Here is an 18,925-nt window from a genome sequence, read left to right as displayed (position 1 = left end):
CGGTTCCGGCAGGCGGTCCCGGCTCAGGGCCCACTCTCAGGGGCGGGATACTGGAGGCATGCGGTTGACGGTCTTCTGGGAGCGGATGACGGATCACTTCGGTCCGGGGTACGCCGACACCTTCGCGCGCGATCACGTGATGACGGAGCTGGGCGGGCGCACGGTGCACGAGGCGCTGGACGCCGGCTGGGACGCCAGGGACGTGTGGCGAGTGGTGTGCACCGTCATGAACGTGCCGCGGGAACAGCGGTGACGGTTCACGAAGATCGCCGTACCGTGCTCCCCGGTCCGTGGCGTGGGCGAGACTTGCTCCGTGGCATCCACTGACGAGACCGGGCAGACCGCCCGGCACGCATCCCAGGCCGGTACCACGCCGCCCACGGGCCCCCCGGCCGACGCGGCCGTCGCCGGGCCGGGCGCCCGCATGCCGCGCTGGCTGCCGCGCGCGATGGTGCTGGCCCTCGCGCTCATCGCCGCCTTCCAGCTGGGCAGCTGGGCCTTCCACCAGCTCACCGGGCTGCTGATCAACGTCCTCATCGCCTTCTTCCTGGCCCTGGCCATCGAACCGGCGGTGAGCTGGATGGCCGGGCGCGGCATGCGCCGGGGGTTCGCCACCTTCCTCGTCTTCCTCGCCGTGCTGATCGCCGCCGCGGGGTTCGTCACGCTGCTCGGCTCCATGCTGGCCGGGCAGATCGTCAAGATGGTCGAGGACTTCCCGGACTACCTCGACTCCGTCATCAACTGGGTCAATGGCCACTTCCACACCGAACTGCGGCGGGTCGACATCCAGGAGGGCCTGCTCCGCTCCGACTGGCTGCGCAACTACGTGCAGAACAGCGCGACGGGCGTTCTGGACGTGTCGGCCCAGGTCCTCGGCGGTCTCTTCCAGCTGCTGACGGTCCTGCTGTTCTCGTTCTACTTCGCCGCCGACGGCCCCCGGCTGCGGCGCGGACTCTGCTCCGTCCTGCCGCCCGCCCGCCAGGCCGAGGTCCTGCGCGCGTGGGAGATCGCCGTGGACAAGACCGGCGGCTACCTGTACTCACGCGGGTTGATGGCGCTGATCTCCGGCGTGGCGCACTACATCCTCCTGGAGTTCCTCGAGGTGCCCTACGCGCCCGCGCTCGCCGTGTGGGTGGGCCTGGTGTCGCAGTTCATCCCGACCATCGGCACCTATCTCGCGGGCGCCCTGCCCATGCTGATCGCGTTCACGGTCAACCCCTGGTACGCGCTGTGGGTGCTGATCTTCGTGGTGATCTACCAGCAGTTCGAGAACTATGTGCTGCAACCCAAGCTGACGTCCAAGACCGTGGACATCCACCCCGCGGTCGCGTTCGGCTCCGTCATCGCGGGCACCGCCCTGCTCGGCGCCGTCGGCGCGCTGATCGCCATCCCGGCGGTCGCCACGTTGCAGGCGTTCCTCGGGGCGTACGTCAAGCGCTACGACGTCACGGACGATCCGCGCGTCCACGGGCACCGGGAACGCCGGGCGGTGTCCGGTACGTCCACGCGCCTGCGCAAGCTGTGGACCCGGCGCGCGGAGCAGGGGCGCCCGGAGGCAGAGGGCCCGGAGGGCCCCGTGGACGGCGGCTCCTCCTCCTGAGCACGGGCGCACCCGATCTCCCGCAGGCCGCGGCCACCGCCTCGACGGCGTCCTGAGGTGAGCCGAGACCGGCCGGCAGCTTCACTTCCACCACCGGGCTCGCCGGGCCGGGACGTACGCTCGGAAGTGCCGCGTGGTGCGCTTGACACGAAAATCGAACATCCATTCTTATGGAGGCTCCGGCGGGGCTCGTGACGGGTGATTCGAGTGGGTTCGGGGGGAGATGCACCCGAGTTATCCACAGGCCGGACCCGCATCGGGGCCCATTGTCAGTGGCAGGCATTAGCGTCTTTGACGTGAAGCGATCGAATCAAGCAAACCGGGTGGAACCCATGGCAGGAACCGACCGCGAGAAGGCCCTGGACGCCGCGCTCGCACAGATTGAACGGCAGTTCGGCAAGGGCGCGGTCATGCGCATGGGCGAGCGGCCGAACGAGCCCATCGAGGTCATCCCGACCGGGTCGACCGCGCTCGACGTGGCCCTCGGCGTCGGCGGCCTCCCGCGCGGCCGTGTCGTGGAGGTCTACGGCCCCGAGTCCTCGGGCAAGACGACCCTGACCCTGCACGCGGTGGCGAACGCCCAGAAGGCCGGCGGCCAGGTCGCGTTCGTGGACGCCGAGCACGCCCTCGACCCCGAGTACGCCAAGAAGCTCGGCGTCGACATCGACAACCTGATCCTCTCCCAGCCGGACAACGGCGAGCAGGCCCTGGAGATCGTGGACATGCTGGTCCGCTCCGGCGCCCTCGACCTCATCGTCATCGACTCCGTCGCCGCGCTCGTCCCGCGCGCGGAGATCGAGGGCGAGATGGGCGACAGCCACGTCGGTCTCCAGGCCCGGCTGATGAGCCAGGCCCTGCGGAAGATCACCAGTGCGCTCAACCAGTCCAAGACCACCGCGATCTTCATCAACCAGCTCCGCGAGAAGATCGGCGTGATGTTCGGCTCCCCGGAGACCACGACCGGTGGCCGGGCGCTGAAGTTCTACGCCTCGGTGCGCATCGACATCCGCCGCATCGAGACGCTGAAGGACGGCACGGACGCGGTCGGCAACCGCACCCGCTGCAAGGTGGTCAAGAACAAGGTCGCGCCGCCCTTCAAGCAGGCCGAGTTCGACATCCTGTACGGCCACGGCATCAGCCGCGAGGGCGGTCTGATCGACATGGGCGTGGAGCACGGCTTCGTCCGCAAGGCCGGCGCCTGGTACACGTACGAGGGCGACCAGCTCGGCCAGGGCAAGGAGAACGCGCGCAACTTCCTGAAGGACAACCCCGACCTGGCCAACGAGATCGAGAAGAAGATCAAGGAGAAGCTGGGCGTCGGCGTGCGTCCCGAGGAGCCGGTCACCGAGCCCGCCGCGGACGCCGCCTCCGCCGCCCCGGCCGACGCCGCACCGGCGGTGCCCGCGCCCACGACCGCCAAGGCCACCAAGTCCAAGGCCGCGGCAGCCAAGAGCTGACCCGTGACCCGACGAACCGACTGGGCCGAGTACCCGAGCGGCTCCGCCGGGCCGGGCGACGACGCGTACGGGGCGGCTGCGGCCCCGTACGAGACGGACTCCTCTGCCGCGGGTCCCCCCGAGGACGGCGCGGCGCGCCACGGTGACGGCGAGGCGCGCCGTGGCGGGCGGGGCCGCGGAGCGGGTGGCGCGCGCGGACGCCGGAGGCGCGAGCGGGCGGAGCCGTCCGCCGAGGACGGAGGCGCCACTTCCTCGTCGAGGGCCGAGAAGGGGGAGCCTCCGCGGGACCCGGTGGAGCAGGCACGGGCGATCTGCCTGCGCCTGCTCACCGGGACCCCGCGCACCCGCAGACAACTGGCCGACGCCCTGCGCAAGCGGGAGATCCCGGACGAGGCCGCGGAAGAGGTGCTGTCCAGGTTCGAGGAAGTCGGCCTCATCAACGACGGCGCCTTCGCGGAGGCATGGGTGGAGTCACGGCACCACGGCCGCGGGCTGGCCAGGCGCGCCCTCGCCAGAGAGCTGCGCACCAAGGGCGTCGACGCCACGCTCATCGACGCGGCGGTGTCCCAGCTGGACACCGAGCAGGAGGAGGAGACCGCGCGCGCCCTGGTCGACCGCAAGCTGCGCGCCACCCGGGGCCTCGACCGCGACAAGAGGCTGCGCCGCCTCGCGGGCATGCTGGCCCGTAAGGGCTACCCCGAGGGCATGGCCCTGCGGGTGGTCCGCCAGGCGCTGGAGGAGGAGGGCGAGGACACGGAGTACCTCGGCGACGAGGGGTTCTGAGCCGACGCCCGACCCGAGGGCGCTCGGGAGCCGGACCGGCGGGCGGGCGGACGAGGACCGCGCAGGATCACCGCCGACAAGGCCTTCGACGCGGCCGGGGCCGACCGTCACGATCGTGACGGTCAGTAGCACCGACGAGACTTCGTCGCCCTGAAGGACGGACGCCTTCTCCACGACGGTGACACGACCCCGGTGGACCGCCCCCCGACTACTGAGACCGGGCGGCGGCCACCGGCAGACCCGCCGTGCGCCAGGCCTGGAAGCCGCCGATCAGATCGGTGGCCCGGTGCAGACCCAGACGGTGCAGGGACTCCGCCGCCAGACTGGAGGCGTACCCCTCGTCGCACACCACGACCACCCGCACGTCATGGTCCACCGCCTCGGGGAGGCGATGGCTGCCCTGCGGGTCCAGACGCCACTCCAGTTCGTTGCGCTCGATCACCAGAGCGCCGGGAATCACACCGTCCCGCTCGCGCAGAGCGGCGTACCGGATGTCGACCAGCAGTGCCGTGCCGGCCTCGGCGGCGTCGTACGCCTCCTCCGGTGCGATCCGCCGGTATCCGGCGCGGACGCGCTCCAGCAGGGCGTCGATGCCCGTGGGCCCGCTCACTGCCAGTCCTGCGGGCGCTCGACCTGCTCCAGGCGCAGGGTCTGTCCGCTGCGGCTGTAGCGGCGGATCTGCGGCAGGGGCGGGTAGTAGGCGTGCACGGACACCGCGTGGCGGTCGGTCGACTCGTTGAGGACCTCGTGCACGTGATGCCGGCCGAAGGCGCGTCCCTTGCCGACGGTCAGCCGGCGTTCCCGGTCCACACCGTCGCTGAGTTCGAGGGTCTTCCAGCCGTCGGTGGGCAGGCGGGCGGCGAGCGCGTTCTCCTTGAGCTCGCCCGCTGCCGTGACGAAGGCGCCCACGGAGTCGGCGTGGTCGTGCCAGCCGGTGCCCGTACCGGGCGGCCAGCCGATCAGCCAGGCCTCGCTGCCGCCCGGCCCGGCCAGCCGCACCCAGGTGCGGCCCTCGGGGTCGAGCGGCAGGGAGGCGATCAGTTCGGCGTCGGCCGCGGCACGCCGTACGAAGTCGAGGAGCTCGGCCTGAGTCGGCGCGGCCGTGGCAGCGGAGGCGGCGGAGGCCGCGGAAAGCGAGGGGAGGGACACGGGTACCGTCCTGGGAGTTCGCGAGGGAGCGCGCGACGGCACGTCTGAGCGGCGGCGCGCGCGAAGAAGAGGGAAGGCGAATTCAGCAGGACGGACGACACACGCAGCCCGCATAGCGGACGAGGTCCATATGGACCCTCCGCCACAGGCGCACACAGGTGTCGGTCACGGTCCGGAGTAGACCATGACGGTGCCGGACGGTCAACTCAGCGTCACCATGCGGACAGTGCCCGTCCGCCCGGTGACCGGCGGGGCGCCCCGCTCAACGCGACCCGGCCGCCGCCCCCGCCCCCTCCTCGGCCTCGGTCACCGCCCCGCCCAGCGCGCTCTCCGCGGCCGCGTAGAGGTCGGCCGGGCGCACCCCGTTCAGCGCCGTGACCAGGTGGCCGTCGGGCCGCACCAGCAGCACCGTGTGCGCCGCGGCACCGGGATAGCTCTCGGTGACCAGCAGCTCGGCACGGTGGGGCAGCGCCGTCACGGCGGCCGCCAGCCTGGGCATGATCCCGGCCGTCACCCAGTGCTTGCGCTCCCACACCCCGGTACCCGGCGCGATCAGCACCACCAGCAGCGCCCCGCGCCCCAGCCGGTCGCGCAGCCGCACGAAGGTGCCGTCCTCCGCCGTGACCCGCACATCGGCGACGGGCGTCCCGGGCGGTGTGGCCACGGGCACCTCACCGGCGAGGTTCTCGGGCGCGAGGGGCGAGTCGGCGTACGTGCCGGGCGCGCCCAGCGTCCCGCGCCCGAGGTGACCGTCCGTCAGCAGCGCGTCATTGCCGCGGGCGGCGCCGGGGACGTAGGAACGCAGTCCGCCGCCGCCGCGCAGCAGCGGGAGCAGTTGGTCGGCGGCGCGCAGCCGCGCGGAGATCGCGGACCGCCGCTCCTCCTGGTAGCTGTCCAGCAGCGCCTCGCGCGGCCCGTGGTGCCAGGCCAGGGCCAGTTTCCAGGCGAGGTTGTCGGCGTCGAGCAGCCCCTCCTCGAGGCCCTGCGTGCCCAGCGCGCCCAGCAGGTGCGCCGCGTCCCCGGCGAGCAGCACGCGGCCCACCCGCCAGCGGCGGGCCAGGCGGTGGTGGACCGTGTGGACGCCGGTGTCGAGGAGCTCGTACGCCGGGGTCGAGCCTTCGGCCCATCCGGCGAGGGTCTCGCGGACCCGGTTCACCAGCAGTTCGGGCGTGACCAGGTCCTTGCCGGGCGGCAGCAGCCAGTCCAGGCGCCACACGCCGTCCGGCAGCGGGCGGCCGACCACCTCACCGGCCGACGGTCCGGTCGTCCGCCACGGCGGCATGCGGTGGAGCAGCGCCTGGTCGGTCCACGGGAGTTCGGTGCGCAGTGCGGCGACGGCGTATCGTTCCACCGCCGTACGGCCGGGGAAGCGGATGTCCTGGAGCTTGCGGACGGTGGAGCGGGGGCCGTCGCAGCCGACCAGGTAACTGCCGCGCCACCAGGTGCCGGCCGGGCCGCGGGTGTGTGCCGTGACGCCGGACTTCTCCTGCTCGATGCCGTCCAGTCGGCTGTCCACGGCGATCTTGACCAGCCGCTCACGCGTGAGCGCCGTGCGCAGGGCGCCGGTCAGCTCGTGCTGGGCGATGTGCAGGGGCGCCGGATCGGCGTCGCCGAACACGACCTCGCGTGTCACCTGCTTGCGCCGCACCGACCGCCATCCGGCCCAACGCGAACCCAGCCCCGTCAGCGGTGTGCCGGTCAGCCGCTCGACGAGCGCGACGGCCTCCTCGCGCAGGACGACGGTGCGCGCGGGGCGCGGTTCGTCCTTGCCCGGCCCCTCGTCGAGGACGACGCAGGGCACCTCCTGCCGCGCCAGCGCCAGGGCGAGCGTGAGCCCGACGGGCCCCGCTCCGGTGATGATCACCGGGTCCACGGTGCGGCGCCCCCTGCCCGTGGCGGTGTCCCGGGGGACGTGGGTGAACAGGACATTGGAGCAGGGTGCACGGTCACAGAACGTATGCAACCTATTGCCGCTGCTTGCGTCAAGCGACGGAGGCCGTGGCGATCATGCCACGGCCTCCGTTTATGGTCATACGAGATGACTGCGTGTCAGGTGTGCTAGATCTTGCCGACCGTTCCGGCGTCGGCGGTCTCGACGTCGTCCGCGCGGAGCACCGCACCGGTCGACTTCTTCGCCCGCCGCAGCCGGCGCTCGAGCCAGCCCGCGAAGGTGGTGAGGGCGAAGTTGAGCGCGATGTAGATCACGGCGACCACGGTGTAGCTGGCGATGACGTTGGCGCCGTAGTAGCCGCTCATGGTGTTGGCGGACGCGAGGAGTTCGGGGAAGGTCAGGATCGCGCCGCCGAGCGCGGTGTCCTTGAGGATCACGACGAGCTGGCTGACGATGGCCGGCAGCATCGCCGTGACCGCCTGCGGCAGCAGGATCAGCCGCATGACCTGGCCCTTGCGCAGCCCGATCGCCATCGCTCCCTCGGCCTGCCCCTTGGGGAGGGCCAGGATGCCGGACCGGACGATCTCGGCGAGGACCGAGGCGTTGTACAGCACCAGGCCGGTGACGACGGCGTAGAGCGGGCGGTCGTCCGAGCTGACGTTCGTGTACTCCGCGAACAGCGCGAGACCGAAGATCATCAGGACCAGCACGGGGATGGACCGGAAGAACTCGACCACGATCGCGGCCGGTACCCGGACCCACGTGTGGTCGGAGAGCCGGGCGATGCCCAGCGCCGCGCCGAGCGGCAGGGCGATGACCACCGCGAGGACCGCGGCCTTCAGGGTGTTCTGCAGACCCGGCCAGATGTACGTCGACCACGCCTCGGTACCGGTGAAGAACGGCTTCCACAGCGCCCACTCCAGCTGGCCCTTGTCGTTGAGGGTGCTGAACACCCACCACAGCAGGGCGGCGAGGGCGACCAGGAAGACGACCGTGAACAGGACGTTCCGCCGCTTGGCGCGGGGGCCCTGGGCGTCGTAGAGGATCGAGCTCATCGCTTCACCGCCACCTTCTTGCCCACCCAGCCGAGGATCAGGCCGGTCGGCAGCGTCAACACCACGAACACGAGCGCGATGACCGCGGAGATGAGCAGCAGCTGAGCCTCGTTCTCGATCATCTCCTTCATCAGCAGCGCCGTTTCCGCCACACCGATGGCGGCGGCGACCGTGGTGTTCTTGATCAGCGCGATCAGCACGTTCGCCAGCGGAACGACGGACGAGCGGAACGCCTGAGGCAGAACCACCAGCCGGAGCACCTGGCCGAAGCTCAGGCCGAGGGCCCGGGCCGCCTCCGCCTGGCCGACCGGCACCGTGTTGATGCCGGAGCGCAGCGCCTCACACACGAACGACGACGTGTAGAGGATCAGGCCCAGGACGGCGAGCCGGAAGTTGATCGTCTCGAAGTCGTTCCCCCCGCCGAGGGTGACCCCCAGCGTCTGGTTCAGTCCCAGCGACGCGAACAGAATGATCACGGTCAGCGGGATGTTCCGCACGATGTTCACGTACGCGGTTCCGAAAGCGCGCATCAACGGAACCGGGCCGACCCGCATGGCGGCCAGCATGGTGCCCCAGATCAGGGAGCCGACGGCCGAAAGCACAGCAAGCTGCACTGTCGTCCAGACGGCACCCGCCAGGTCGTAATCCTGAAGAAAGTCGAACACGATCTCCCGCGCTTCCGCGTGTAGGGATGCCCGCCCCGGTGCGCCGCCCCTGCCGTGGGGCGGCGCACCTCGTCAGGCCCGGCCTCAGCTCTTGATGTCGCCGATCTTCGGCGCCGGCTCGTTCTTGTAGTTGGCCGGGCCGAAGTTGTCCTTGACGGCCTTGTCCCATGACTTGTCCGAGACCATCTCCTCAAGGGCCTTGTTGATCTTGTCCTTGAGGTCGCTGCCCTTCTTGACGCCGATGCCGTAGTTCTCGTTCGTCAGCTTGAAGCCGCCGAGCTTGAACTTGCCCTTGAACTGCGCCTGGGAGGCGTAACCGGCGAGGATCGAGTCGTCCGTGGTCAGCGCGTCGATGGCACCGTTCTGCAGACCGGGCAGGCAGGCCGAGTACGTCGGGTACGGCTGCAGCTGCGCCTTGGGGGCCAGCTTGTCCTTGATGTTCTGCGCCGAGGTCGAACCGGTGACCGAGCAGAGCTTCGCGTTGTTCAGGTCCTTCGGGGACTTGATCTTGTCCTCGTCGGCGCGGAGCAGGACGTCCTGGTGGGCGAGCAGGTAGGGACCGGCGAAGTCGACCTTCTCCGAGCGCTCGGGGGTGATCGAGTACGTGGCGGCGATGAAGTCGACGTCACCGCGCTGCAGCATGGTCTCGCGGTCGGCGCTCTTCGACTCCTTCCACTCGATCTGGTCCTCGGTGTAGCCGAGCTTCTTGGCGACGTACGTGGCGACGTCCACGTCGAAGCCCGCGTAGCCGTCCGGGGTCTTCTGGCCGAGGCCGGGCTGGTCGAACTTGATGCCGATGGTGATCTTCTTGCCGTCGCCACCGGACGAGCCGCTGTCCTTGTCGTCGCCGCCGCACGCGGTGGCGGTCAGGGCGAGGGCGAGCACGGCGGCCGAGGCGGCGGAGACCTTGCGAAGCTTCATGGTGAACATCCTTTGGCTGTGATCGAGCTGCGATCGGACGATCAGAGGATCAGGCGATCAGGTGCGGCCGCGGGGAGCGGGCCGCCGGTGCGGTCGGCGCGGGGCGCCGGAGCCGCTCCGAAGTCTCAGTGAGTCTCAGTGGTGCAGGATCTTCGACAGGAAGTCCTTGGCACGGTCGCTTCGCGGATTGCTGAAGAACTGGTCCGGCGTGGCCTCTTCGACGATGCGGCCGTCCGCCATGAACACGACGCGGTTGGCGGCCGAGCGGGCGAAGCCCATCTCGTGCGTGACCACGATCATGGTCATCCCGTCCTCGGCGAGCTGCTTCATGACCTCCAGGACCTCGTTGATCATCTCGGGGTCGAGGGCCGACGTCGGCTCGTCGAAGAGCATGACCTTCGGGTCCATGGCCAGCGCACGCGCGATGGCGACGCGCTGCTGCTGACCACCGGAGAGCTGTGCGGGGTACTTGTCCGCCTGGGCGGCCACGCCGACCCGGTCGAGCAGGGCGCGGGCCTTCTCCTCGGCCTTCTTGGCGTCGGCCTTGCGGACCTTGACCTGGCCCAGGGTCACGTTCTCGAGCACCGTCTTGTGCGCGAAGAGGTTGAACGACTGGAAGACCATGCCGACGTCGGCACGCAGCCTGGCCAGCTCCTTGCCCTCGGCCGGCAGCGGCTTGCCGTCGATCGTGATCGAACCGTCGTCGATGGTCTCCAGACGGTTGATGGTGCGGCACAGGGTGGACTTACCGGACCCCGAGGGTCCGATGACCACGACGACCTCGCCGCGGTGGATCGTCAGGTCGATGTCCTGGAGTACGTGCAACGCGCCGAAGTGCTTGTTGACACTCTTCAGGACGACCAGTTCGCCGGTCCCAGCCTTGTCTTCCTTGGCCACCGATACTTCGGTCATCGCTCTCGGGCTCCGTCCTCCTGGGTTTCGCAGGACAGTAGTGACCCGGGACACGTCGCGTCTCTACATCTGAGGGAGATCTGAGCATCACGATCCGATAGCAATCGGACACGAGTCGTAGCACGGGTGAGCTGGGCGCATATCGGCCGGATAACTTCGAGCGGCCGCACCCGGAAGCCCCTTGACGCCGTCCCCCTCCATCGGCGTCACTGCACAGGACGCACGCGCGCGTGCCCGACCCCGACCGTCCCGATTTCTACCCGTCCCGAGCGTACGGCCGATGAACCGAAGGGAGCCCGGATGAGACTGCTGCTCGTCGAGGACGACAACCACGTGGCCGCAGCCCTGTCCGCGATCCTGGCACGGCACGGCTTCGACGTCACCCACGCGCGCAGCGGCGAGGAGGCGCTCCAGGCGCTCGTCCCCGACGTCGACGGCTTCGGCGTCGTCCTGCTCGACCTGGGCCTGCCCGACCAGGACGGCTACGAGGTCTGCGGCAAGATCCGCAAGCGCACCAGCACCCCGGTCATCATGGTCACCGCGCGCTCCGACGTGCGCTCCCGCATCCACGGCCTCAACCTCGGCGCCGACGACTACGTGGTCAAGCCGTACGACACCGGGGAACTGCTCGCCCGGATCCACGCCGTCAGCCGGCGCACCGTGCACGAGGAGGCCACCGGGAGCACCGAGACCGTCGTCCGCCTCGGCGCCGTGCGCATCGAGCTGCCGACCCGCCAGGTCAGCGTGGACGGTTCGGTTGTCCAACTCACCCGCAAGGAGTTCGATCTGCTCGCCCTGCTCGCCCAGCGTCCCGGTGTGGTCTTCCGCCGCGAGCAGATCATCAGCGAGGTCTGGCGCACCAGCTGGGAGGGGACCGGGCGCACCCTGGAAGTGCACGTCGCCTCCCTGCGCGCCAAGCTGCACATGCCCGCGCTGATCGAGACCGTCCGCGGCGTCGGCTACCGCCTCGTCGCCCCCACCGCCTAGCGGGGCCGGGTGAGCACACGCCTGCTCCCGCTGCTCATCGTCCTGATGGCGGCCGTACTGCTCGCGCTCGGCGTGCCGCTCGGTGTCAGCGTCGCCCGCGCGGAGCAGCAGAAGGTCGTCATCGACCGCATCGACGACACGGCACGCTTCGCCGCGCTCGCCCAGTTCGTCACCGAGGACGGGACGGGCGGCTCCCGCCAGACGGACACGGACGAGCGGCTGGCGACCCTGCAAACCGAGCTGACCAGCTACTACGAGGTCTACGGCATCAAGGCGGGCGTCTTCTACCGCAACCACATCCCGATGGCCAACGCGCCCACCACGTGGTTCCTGCCGCAGACCGGTGAGGTCCGCGACTCCTTCGACGAGGCGCTGCTCAGCCGCCGCAGCCACGACCCCGCGCAGGTGTGGCCCTGGCAGGACGGCAGGCTCGTGGTGGCCTCGCCGGTCATCCGGGACGGAGACGTGGTCGCGGTCGTCGTCACCGAGTCGCCGACCGACTCGATGCGCTCGGCGACCCTGCGCGGCTGGCTGCTCATCGGCGCCGGGGAGGTCGCCGCGATGCTGCTCGCCGTCGGGGCCGCACTGCGACTGACCGGCTGGGTGCTCAGGCCGGTGCGGGTGCTCGACGCCACCACCCACGACATCGCCACCGGACGGCTCAAGTCCCGGGTCGCGCCGTCCGGGGGGCCGCCCGAGCTCAGGCGCCTGGCCCGGTCGTTCAACGAGATGGCCGACCACGTGGAGGACGTGCTGGAGCAGCAGCGCGCCTTCGTCGCCGACGCCTCGCACCAGCTGCGCAATCCGCTCGCCGCGCTCCTGCTGCGCATCGAGCTGCTCGCCCTGGAACTGCCCGAGGGCAACGAGGAGATCGCCTCCGTCCAGACCGAGGGCAAACGCCTCGCCCGGGTCCTGGACGACCTGCTCGACCTGGCGCTGGCCGAGCACAGCCAGGCCGACCTGAAGGTCACCGACATCGGCGCGCTGGCCGCCGAGCGGGTGGCGGCCTGGGCCCCGACGGCCGAGGCCAAGGGCGTACGGCTGGTCGGCGACTGCCCGCCGACCACGGGCTGGGCCGACCCGGTGAGCCTGTCCAGCGCCCTGGACGCGGTCATCGACAACGCGGTGAAGTTCACGCCGCGCGGCGAGACCGTCCGGGTCGGGGTCTCCTCCACGGGGGACGCCGCCACCGTCGTCGTCACCGACAACGGTCCCGGACTCACGGACGAGGAGCTCGCGCGCGTGGGCGACCGTTTCTGGCGCAGCGGCCGGCACCAGAACGTCAAGGGCTCGGGCCTCGGCCTGTCCATCTGCCGGGCGCTGCTCGCGGCGGGCGACGGCTCGATCTCCTTCGGCCACCACGAGCCGCACGGACTGGAGGTCACGGTCACCGTGCCCAGGACCGGCACGGCACCCACGGAGCCGCGGCAGCCGCGCCCCTAGGGCTTGACCGACCGGTAGTAGCGCCGGGCGCCCTCGTGCAGTTCCAGCGGGTCGGTGTAGATCGCGGTGCGCAGGTCCACCAGCTGCGCGGAGTGCACGTGCGCGCCGATGCCGTCGCGGCTGTCGAGCACGGTCCGGGTCAGCCACTCGGTGAGCCGCGGATCGACGTCCGCGCGGGTCACCAGCAGGTTGGACACCGCCATCGTCGGCACCACCGCGCCGTTCTGGACCGTGGGGTAGGCCGACTCCGGCATGTTGGTGGTGCGGTAGTAGCGGGTCGCGCCGCCCGACTCGTGCAGCTTGGTGACCAGGTCGTCGCCGATCGGTACGAACCGGAAGGCGGAACTCGCCGCGATCTCCTTGAGGCCGTCCGTCGGCACGCCGCCGGACCAGAAGAACGCGTCCAGCTCGTCGCCGAGCCGCCCGGGGCCGGTGTCGATCCCGTCCGCGCGGGGCGTGATGTCCGTCTCCGGGTCGATGCCCACGGCCTTCAGCAGCCGGGTGGCGATCAGCCGCACCCCCGAGTTGGGCAGCCCGATGGCCACCCGCTTGCCGCGCAGATCGGCCACCGACTGGATGTCCGAGTTGCTCGGCACGACGAGCTGCACGTAGTCGTCGTAGAGCCGGGTGACCCCGCGCAGCCGCTCGGCACCCGGGTTGCCGGCCAGTTTGTACGTCTCGACCGCGTCGGCCGCGGCGATGGTGAAGTCGGCCTTTCCGGACGCCACCTGCTCGACGTTCTCCTGCGAGCCCGCGCTGGTCATCAGCCGCACGTTCAGGTCGGGCATGTCCTTGCGCAGCTCGGCGCGCAGCAGCTCGCCGTACTTCTGGTAGACGCCCGCGCGGGTGCCCGTGCTGAACGTGATCGTCCCGCTCGGCGGCTTCTCGCCCAGCGGCAGCAGCCACCACAGCAGCAGCCCGAGCACGACGGCACCGGCGACCGCGCCCTGGACGGCCCGGCGCCTGCCGACACGGGAGAGCAGCGTGGACATGGGGGCGATCCTGCCAGGCGGCACCCGCACTGACCAGGGCCGGGCTCACACCGCGGCACCACGGCACCGTGAGGTGCCGCGCGGCACGTCGACACCGCGCGGTACCTCGGCACCGGGAGCGCGGGCGCCGCCGGACGGAGGTCAGTCGCCGACCGACGCCTCCGCCTCCGCCGCCCGGGGCGCCCCCTCGGCGGGGGCGGCGGGACGGTCGGGGTTGTCGCCGCGCCGGAAGAGGCGCATCGCCAGCGGCTCGGTGAAGCGCGCGGTGAGGGGGCCGAGGACGACCAGGATGAGGACGTACGCCGTGGCCAGCGGTCCCAGAGACGGCTCGATGCCGGCCGAGACCGCGAGGCCCGCGATGACGATGGAGAACTCGCCGCGCGCCACCAGCGCGCCGCCCGTCCGCCACCGGCCCTTGACGGAGATCCCGGCCCGCCGCGCCGCCCAGTACCCGGTGGCGATCTTCGTCACGGCCGTCAGCAGGGCCAGCGCGAGCGCGGGCAGCAGGACCGGCGGAATGCTGGCCGGGTCCGTGTGCAGGCCGAAGAAGACGAAGAAGACCGCCGCGAACAGGTCCCGCAGCGGGCTCAGCAGCGTGTGCGCGCCCTCCGCGACCTCCCCGGACAGCGCGATGCCCACCAGGAAGGCGCCCACCGCGGCCGAGACCTGGAGCTGCTGCGCGACACCGGCGACGAGGATCGTCAGGCCGAGCACCACCAGGAGCAGCTTCTCGGGGTCGTCGCTGGAGACGAAACGGGAGATGAGGCGGCCGTAGCGCACCGCCACGAACAGCACCAGGCCCGCCGCGGCCAGCGCGACCGCCAGCGTGATGCTCCCGGTCATCAGACCGGCACCGGCGACCAGGGCCGTGACGATCGGCAGGTAAACCGCCATCGCCAGGTCCTCCAGGACCAGCACGCTCAGGATCACCGGCGTCTCGCGGTTGCCGACCCGGCCCAGGTCGCCGAGGACCTTCGCGATCACCCCGGACGACGAGATCCACGTCACGCCGGCCAGGACCACGGCGGCCACCGGGCCCCAGCCCATCAGCAGCGCGGCCACCGCGCCCGGCACGGCGTTGAGCGCGCAGTCGACGAGGCCGGCCGGATAGTGGGACTTGAGGTTGGTGACCAGGTCGCTCGCCGTGTACTCCAGGCCCAGCATCAGCAGCAGGAGGATGACACCGATCTCGGCGCCGGTCGCGACGAACTCCTCGCTCGCGCCGAGCGGGAGCAGGCCCCCCTCGCCGAAGGCCAGGCCGGCCAGCAGGTACAGCGGAATGGGGGAGAGGCGGTAACGGCCGGCGAACCGGCCGAGCAGCCCGAGCCCCAGGATGATGGAACCGAACTCGATCAGCAGAACCGCGGAGTGCACCGGCTCACTCCTGCCCGAGTATCGCCGCGGCGGCGTCGACGCCCTCACGGGTGCCGATGACGATCAAGGTGTCACCACCCACGAGCCGGAAGTCCGGGGCCGGCGAGGGAATCGCCTCGGCCCGCCGCAGCACCGCCACGACCGAGGCCCCCGTGTCGGTCCGCATCCGGGTGTCGCCCAGCAGCCGTCCGTTCCAGCGGGAGGTGGCGGCCACCTCGACCCGCTCGGCGACCAGTCCCAGATCGGTGGTGTAGAGCAGGCTCGCGCTGTGGTGGGAGGGCTTCAGCGCGTCGATCAGCGCACCCGCCTCGGGGCCGCTCAGCCGCAGCGAGTGGGCACAGGAATCGGGGTCGTCGGACCGGTACACGTTCACCGTGCGGGCGCCGTCGCGGTGGGCCACCACCGACAGGTGGCGGTGCTCGCGGGTCACCAGGTCGTACTGGACCCCGATACCCGGGAGCGGCGTCGCCCTCAGGCGTGGAGCTGACACGTGCTTTCCCCTCATTCGTCCTGCGCCGGCTGCCGCGTCGCCGGCCGGCCTTGCTGCGTTCGCGCACGTGGGTGCCGTGCTCGCGACCTCGCCATGCTGCCATCCGCACGTACGGTGGCGATATGGGTGTCGTGACGGATATACGCAGCCGGTCGCGGTCGGCGAGGCTGGCCGCGGGGGTGTCGTGCGAGCGGGCCGGGAGGAGCGGGAACAGGAACGTGTCGCTGTTCTGGCGGATCTTCTCGCTCAACGCCGCCGGCCTGGTCGTCGCCACCGCACTGCTGCTGGGACCGGTCACCGTGTCGACCCCCGTGCTGGCCGGGGAGGCCCTCGTCCTGCTGGCGGGCCTCGCGGCCCTGCTGATCGGCAACGCGGTCGTCCTGCGCATCGGACTCACCCCGCTGCGCCGGCTGGGCCGGGCCATGTCCACCGCCGACCTGCTGGTGCCCGGGACCCGGCCCGAGGTCTCCGGACCGGCCGAGGCGGCGCAGCTGATCGCTACGTACAACACGATGCTGGACCGGCTCCAGGCCGAACGCGCCGCCGGTGCCGGCCGGGCGCTGGAGGCCCAGGAACGCGAACGGCACCGCATCGCGCGCGAACTCCACGACGAGGTCGGCCAGACCCTCACCGCCGTCCTCCTCCAGCTCAAGCGCGTCGCCGACCGCGTCCCCGGGGACCTGCGCGACGAGGTGACCCTGGCCCAGGAGGCCACCCGGGCCGGACTCGACGAGATCCGCCGCATCGCGCGCCGCCTGCGCCCCGGCGTCCTGGAGGAACTCGGCCTGGCCAGCGCCCTGCGCTCGCTCGCCGCCGAGTTCACCCACCACGGACTGACCGTCCAGCACCAGATCCCCGGCGACCTGCCCCCGCTCGCCCCGGAGGCCGAACTCGTCCTCTACCGGGTCGCCCAGGAGGGCCTGACCAACACCGCCCGCCACGCCTCGGCCGCCCGCGCCGCACTCACGCTGCGCCCGCTGCCGCCGTCCGAGGGCGGCGGTGTCGAACTGCTCGTCCGCGACGACGGCACCGGCCTCGGCACGGCCGCCGAGGGCGCCGGTATCCGCGGGATGCGGGAGCGGGCCCTGCTGATAGGAGCCGACATCCACTTCGCACCCGCCCCCGGAGGGGGCACCGATGTACGCCTGCGCGTCCCCGCGCCGCCCGGGGACCGTTCCGCAGACCGAACCGGAGACAGCCCCTGATGTCCCAACGGCCCCCGATCCGTGTCCTGCTCGCCGACGACCACACCCTGGTACGCCGCGGAGTCCGCCTCATCCTGGACGGCGAACCCGATCTGACCGTGGTCGCCGAGGCCGGTGACGGTGCCGAAGCGGTCGCCGCCGCGCGGGCCACCGAGGTCGACCTGGCGGTCCTGGACGTCGCCATGCCCCGCATGACCGGCCTCCAGGCGGCCCGCGAACTCTCCCGCCGCCTGCCCGAGCTGCGCATCCTGATCCTGACCATGTACGACAACGAGCAGTACTTCTTCGAGGCCCTCAAGGCGGGCGCCTGCGGATACGTCCTCAAGTCCGTCGCCGACCGCGACCTGGTCGAGGCGTGCCGGGCCGCCGTGCGCGACGAGCCCTTCATCTACCCCGGCGCCGAGCGGGCCCTCGTCCGCTCCTACCTGGAGCGCGTGCAGGGCGGCGGCGGGCTGCCCGAGCGGCCGATCACCGAGCGCGAGGAGGAGATCCTCAAGCTCGTCGCCGAGGGCCACACCTCCAAGGAGATCGGCGAGCTGCTGTTCATCAGCGCCAAGACCGTCGAACGCCACCGCGCCAACCTCCTCCAGAAGCTGGGCGTCCGTGACCGGCTGGAACTCACCCGGTACGCGATCCGCGCGGGGCTCATCGAGCCGTGAGCCCCGCGCCCGCCGCCCGCACCGGCCCTCAGCAGCCGATCGGCGCGGAGCCCACGGCCACGTCGTCGAACCAGAGGGTGTCGTCGCCCGTGGCGTAGCTTTCCCAGCCCAGTCGCAGCGCGGTGGGCCGGGGCGCGCCGCCGCGGGCGAGCCACTGCTGGTCGACGTCCTGCGTCGGCACCCCGTCGGCGTGCAGGCCGGGAACCTGTGCGTCGCCGAGCCAGGTGTCCAGGTGACCGGCCGAGGTGTCGACCGCGAACCGCAGGCACTGCCAGCCGTCCGTCGGCAGCGGCCTGCTCAGCGCGACCCCGGCCGGGCTCTGCGCGGGCAGGGTGGCGTCGTCGCTCTCCCGGTTCCACTGCAACGCGCCGTTCTGGCCGCCCACGCGCAGCGCCCGGCCGCCCTGCGCCGAGTCCGGCATCGCCACGAAGGTGACGTGCGAGGTGGGCAGCGCGGTGGTGTGCCGGACCCACAGGCGCACGTACAGGACGGGGCCGACCGACGACAGGTCCGCGGTGTGGGCGACGAAGGCGTGGTTGCAGTAGCCGGTCCGGCCGTCCACGCGCAGCGACCTGCCGCCCGCGTGCGACACCGCCGAGTCGACGGCGACCGCGCCCGTGCCCCGGCAGTCGGGCGCGGTGAACCGCCAGTCGCCGGACGGCTCGGGGCCGGCCTGGTCCTCGAAACCCGAGCAGATCACGGCGTCCCCGCACTCCGCGGACGGCGGCGGTGTGGTCGCGGGAGGCGTGGTCGGCGGCGGAGTGGCCGGTGGCGTGGTGGTGGTCGGCGGTGGGGTGGTCGGTGTCCCGCCGTCACCGCCGCAGGAGGAGCCGTTGAGCGCGAAGTCGTCCGGCGCCGGGTCGGCGGACCGCCAGGTCCCCTGCACCCCGAACTCGGCGGTGCCGCCGGCGGCCAGCGCGCCGTTCCAGTCGGCGTTGACGGCGACGACGGACGCGCCGGTCTGCGTGACGCTCGCGTTCCACGCCGACGTCACCTGCTGATCGCCGGTGTAGGTCCAGGTCAGACGCCAGTCGTTCACCGCGGGGCCCAGGTTGGTGATCCGCACCCGAGCGGTGTAGCCGCCCGCCCACGCGTCGACGGTGTAGTCGACCCGGCAGGCGGCCGCCGCCGCACCGCTCGCGGGCATCGCCACCAGGACCGACACCACCAGCGCCACGGCGGCCACCGCCGCGGTCCACGGCCGGCGCAGTAATCGGAGAACTCGGGTGCGCACAGGGTGCCTCCAGTGCGGGAGAAGGGATGCGCGAGCGCCCCCCGTTGTGGGAGCGCTCCCACGACAGGACAGCGCGGGTCTGACAGTGCACTGTCAAGACGTGTGTGG

General features: G+C 71.6%; 20 protein-coding genes. 8 read left to right on the top strand and 12 right to left on the bottom strand.

Annotation, left to right across the window (positions count from 1 at the left end; translation table 11 throughout):
- Positions 1–58: 58 nt before the first annotated feature.
- The 4 genes from ACIRGB_RS29190 (at position 59) to recX (ending at position 3,840) form a co-directional block, all read left to right on the top strand.
- Entirely contained in the window at positions 59–253 is a 195-nt protein-coding gene (locus tag ACIRGB_RS29190) for a DUF3046 domain-containing protein (RefSeq protein ID WP_403871325.1), read from the top strand.
- 171 nt (positions 254–424) lie between these two features.
- Positions 425–1,600, top strand: coding sequence for an AI-2E family transporter (locus tag ACIRGB_RS29185; RefSeq protein ID WP_403871402.1), 1,176 nt, complete (start codon positions 425–427; stop codon positions 1,598–1,600).
- A 332-nt stretch (positions 1,601–1,932) separates the two neighbouring features.
- Complete coding sequence (gene recA / locus ACIRGB_RS29180; protein ID WP_403871322.1) at positions 1,933–3,057, top strand: recombinase RecA; 1,125 nt, start codon at positions 1,933–1,935, stop codon at positions 3,055–3,057.
- 3 nt (positions 3,058–3,060) lie between these two features.
- Positions 3,061–3,840, top strand: a complete 780-nt coding sequence (gene recX / locus ACIRGB_RS29175; protein WP_403871320.1) for a recombination regulator RecX — start codon at positions 3,061–3,063, stop codon at positions 3,838–3,840.
- A gap of 208 nt (positions 3,841–4,048) precedes the next feature.
- Here recX and ACIRGB_RS29170 read toward each other — a convergent pair whose 3' ends face one another.
- The 8 genes from ACIRGB_RS29170 to ACIRGB_RS29135 all read right to left on the bottom strand — a co-directional run bounded on the left by ACIRGB_RS29170 (position 4,049) and on the right by ACIRGB_RS29135 (position 10,433).
- Positions 4,049–4,450, bottom strand: a complete 402-nt coding sequence (locus tag ACIRGB_RS29170; RefSeq protein ID WP_403871317.1) for a rhodanese-like domain-containing protein — start codon at positions 4,448–4,450, stop codon at positions 4,049–4,051.
- Positions 4,447–4,989, bottom strand: coding sequence for a cysteine dioxygenase (locus tag ACIRGB_RS29165; RefSeq protein ID WP_403871314.1), 543 nt, complete (start codon positions 4,987–4,989; stop codon positions 4,447–4,449). The genes ACIRGB_RS29170 and ACIRGB_RS29165 overlap by 4 nt, the downstream gene beginning before the upstream one ends.
- 82 nt (positions 4,990–5,071) lie before the next feature.
- Positions 5,072–5,143, bottom strand: a complete 72-nt coding sequence (locus ACIRGB_RS29160) for a putative leader peptide (protein ID WP_309544753.1) — start codon at positions 5,141–5,143, stop codon at positions 5,072–5,074.
- Between the two features lie 108 nt (positions 5,144–5,251).
- Positions 5,252–6,862 carry an FAD-dependent monooxygenase gene (locus ACIRGB_RS29155; protein WP_403871311.1) on the bottom strand — a complete coding sequence of 537 codons (1,611 nt, stop codon included), beginning with the start codon at positions 6,860–6,862 and terminating at the stop codon, positions 5,252–5,254.
- A gap of 185 nt (positions 6,863–7,047) precedes the next feature.
- Positions 7,048–7,935, bottom strand: a complete 888-nt coding sequence (locus ACIRGB_RS29150) for an amino acid ABC transporter permease (protein WP_403871308.1) — start codon at positions 7,933–7,935, stop codon at positions 7,048–7,050.
- On the bottom strand, positions 7,932–8,600 hold the full coding sequence (locus tag ACIRGB_RS29145) for an amino acid ABC transporter permease (RefSeq protein ID WP_133890094.1): 669 nt from the start codon (positions 8,598–8,600) through the stop codon (positions 7,932–7,934). The genes ACIRGB_RS29150 and ACIRGB_RS29145 overlap by 4 nt, the downstream gene beginning before the upstream one ends.
- Positions 8,601–8,684: 84 nt before the next feature.
- Positions 8,685–9,521, bottom strand: a complete 837-nt coding sequence (locus ACIRGB_RS29140) for a glutamate ABC transporter substrate-binding protein (protein ID WP_403871305.1) — start codon at positions 9,519–9,521, stop codon at positions 8,685–8,687.
- A 135-nt stretch (positions 9,522–9,656) separates the two neighbouring features.
- Positions 9,657–10,433 carry an amino acid ABC transporter ATP-binding protein gene (locus ACIRGB_RS29135; RefSeq protein WP_403871302.1) on the bottom strand — a complete coding sequence of 259 codons (777 nt, stop codon included), beginning with the start codon at positions 10,431–10,433 and terminating at the stop codon, positions 9,657–9,659.
- Between the two features lie 300 nt (positions 10,434–10,733).
- Here ACIRGB_RS29135 and ACIRGB_RS29130 point away from each other — a divergent pair, with 300 nt between their 5' ends.
- A complete protein-coding gene (locus ACIRGB_RS29130; protein WP_403871299.1) occupies positions 10,734–11,420 on the top strand; it encodes a response regulator transcription factor in 687 nt (228 codons plus the stop codon).
- A gap of 9 nt (positions 11,421–11,429) precedes the next feature.
- Positions 11,430–12,863, top strand: coding sequence for an ATP-binding protein (locus ACIRGB_RS29125; RefSeq protein ID WP_403871296.1), 1,434 nt, complete (start codon positions 11,430–11,432; stop codon positions 12,861–12,863).
- On the opposite strand, the gene ACIRGB_RS29120 is transcribed toward ACIRGB_RS29125, so the two are convergent.
- The 3 genes from ACIRGB_RS29120 to ACIRGB_RS29110 form a co-directional block, all read right to left on the bottom strand.
- A complete protein-coding gene (locus tag ACIRGB_RS29120) occupies positions 12,860–13,855 on the bottom strand; it encodes a TAXI family TRAP transporter solute-binding subunit (protein ID WP_403871293.1) in 996 nt (331 codons plus the stop codon). The two genes, ACIRGB_RS29125 and ACIRGB_RS29120, sit on opposite strands and share 4 nt — an antisense overlap.
- A 141-nt stretch (positions 13,856–13,996) precedes the next feature.
- On the bottom strand, positions 13,997–15,229 hold the full coding sequence (locus ACIRGB_RS29115; protein WP_403871291.1) for a cation:proton antiporter: 1,233 nt from the start codon (positions 15,227–15,229) through the stop codon (positions 13,997–13,999).
- Between the two features lie 4 nt (positions 15,230–15,233).
- Positions 15,234–15,719: a cation:proton antiporter regulatory subunit gene (locus ACIRGB_RS29110; RefSeq protein ID WP_403871288.1), complete on the bottom strand. Its 486-nt coding sequence runs from the start codon at positions 15,717–15,719 to the stop codon at positions 15,234–15,236.
- A gap of 122 nt (positions 15,720–15,841) precedes the next feature.
- On the opposite strand from ACIRGB_RS29110, the gene ACIRGB_RS29105 reads away from it, so the two are divergent.
- Positions 15,842–16,924: a HAMP domain-containing sensor histidine kinase gene (locus tag ACIRGB_RS29105; RefSeq protein WP_403871285.1), complete on the top strand. Its 1,083-nt coding sequence runs from the start codon at positions 15,842–15,844 to the stop codon at positions 16,922–16,924.
- Complete coding sequence (locus ACIRGB_RS29100; RefSeq protein ID WP_356362669.1) at positions 16,924–17,583, top strand: response regulator transcription factor; 660 nt, start codon at positions 16,924–16,926, stop codon at positions 17,581–17,583. Before ACIRGB_RS29105 ends, ACIRGB_RS29100 begins: the two co-directional genes overlap by 1 nt.
- A 28-nt stretch (positions 17,584–17,611) precedes the next feature.
- Here the strand turns inward: ACIRGB_RS29100 and ACIRGB_RS29095 are convergent, their stop codons facing one another.
- A complete protein-coding gene (locus ACIRGB_RS29095) occupies positions 17,612–18,817 on the bottom strand; it encodes a cellulose-binding domain-containing protein (protein WP_403871282.1) in 1,206 nt (401 codons plus the stop codon).
- Positions 18,818–18,925: the final 108 nt, after the last annotated feature.

Source organism: Streptomyces sp. NPDC102490 (genome assembly GCF_044765285.1).
Taxonomy (GTDB): Bacteria; Actinomycetota; Actinomycetes; order Streptomycetales; family Streptomycetaceae; genus Streptomyces.
Note: the sequence above shows the minus strand (reverse complement) of the source record. Positions and strands in the feature narration are given on the sequence as shown.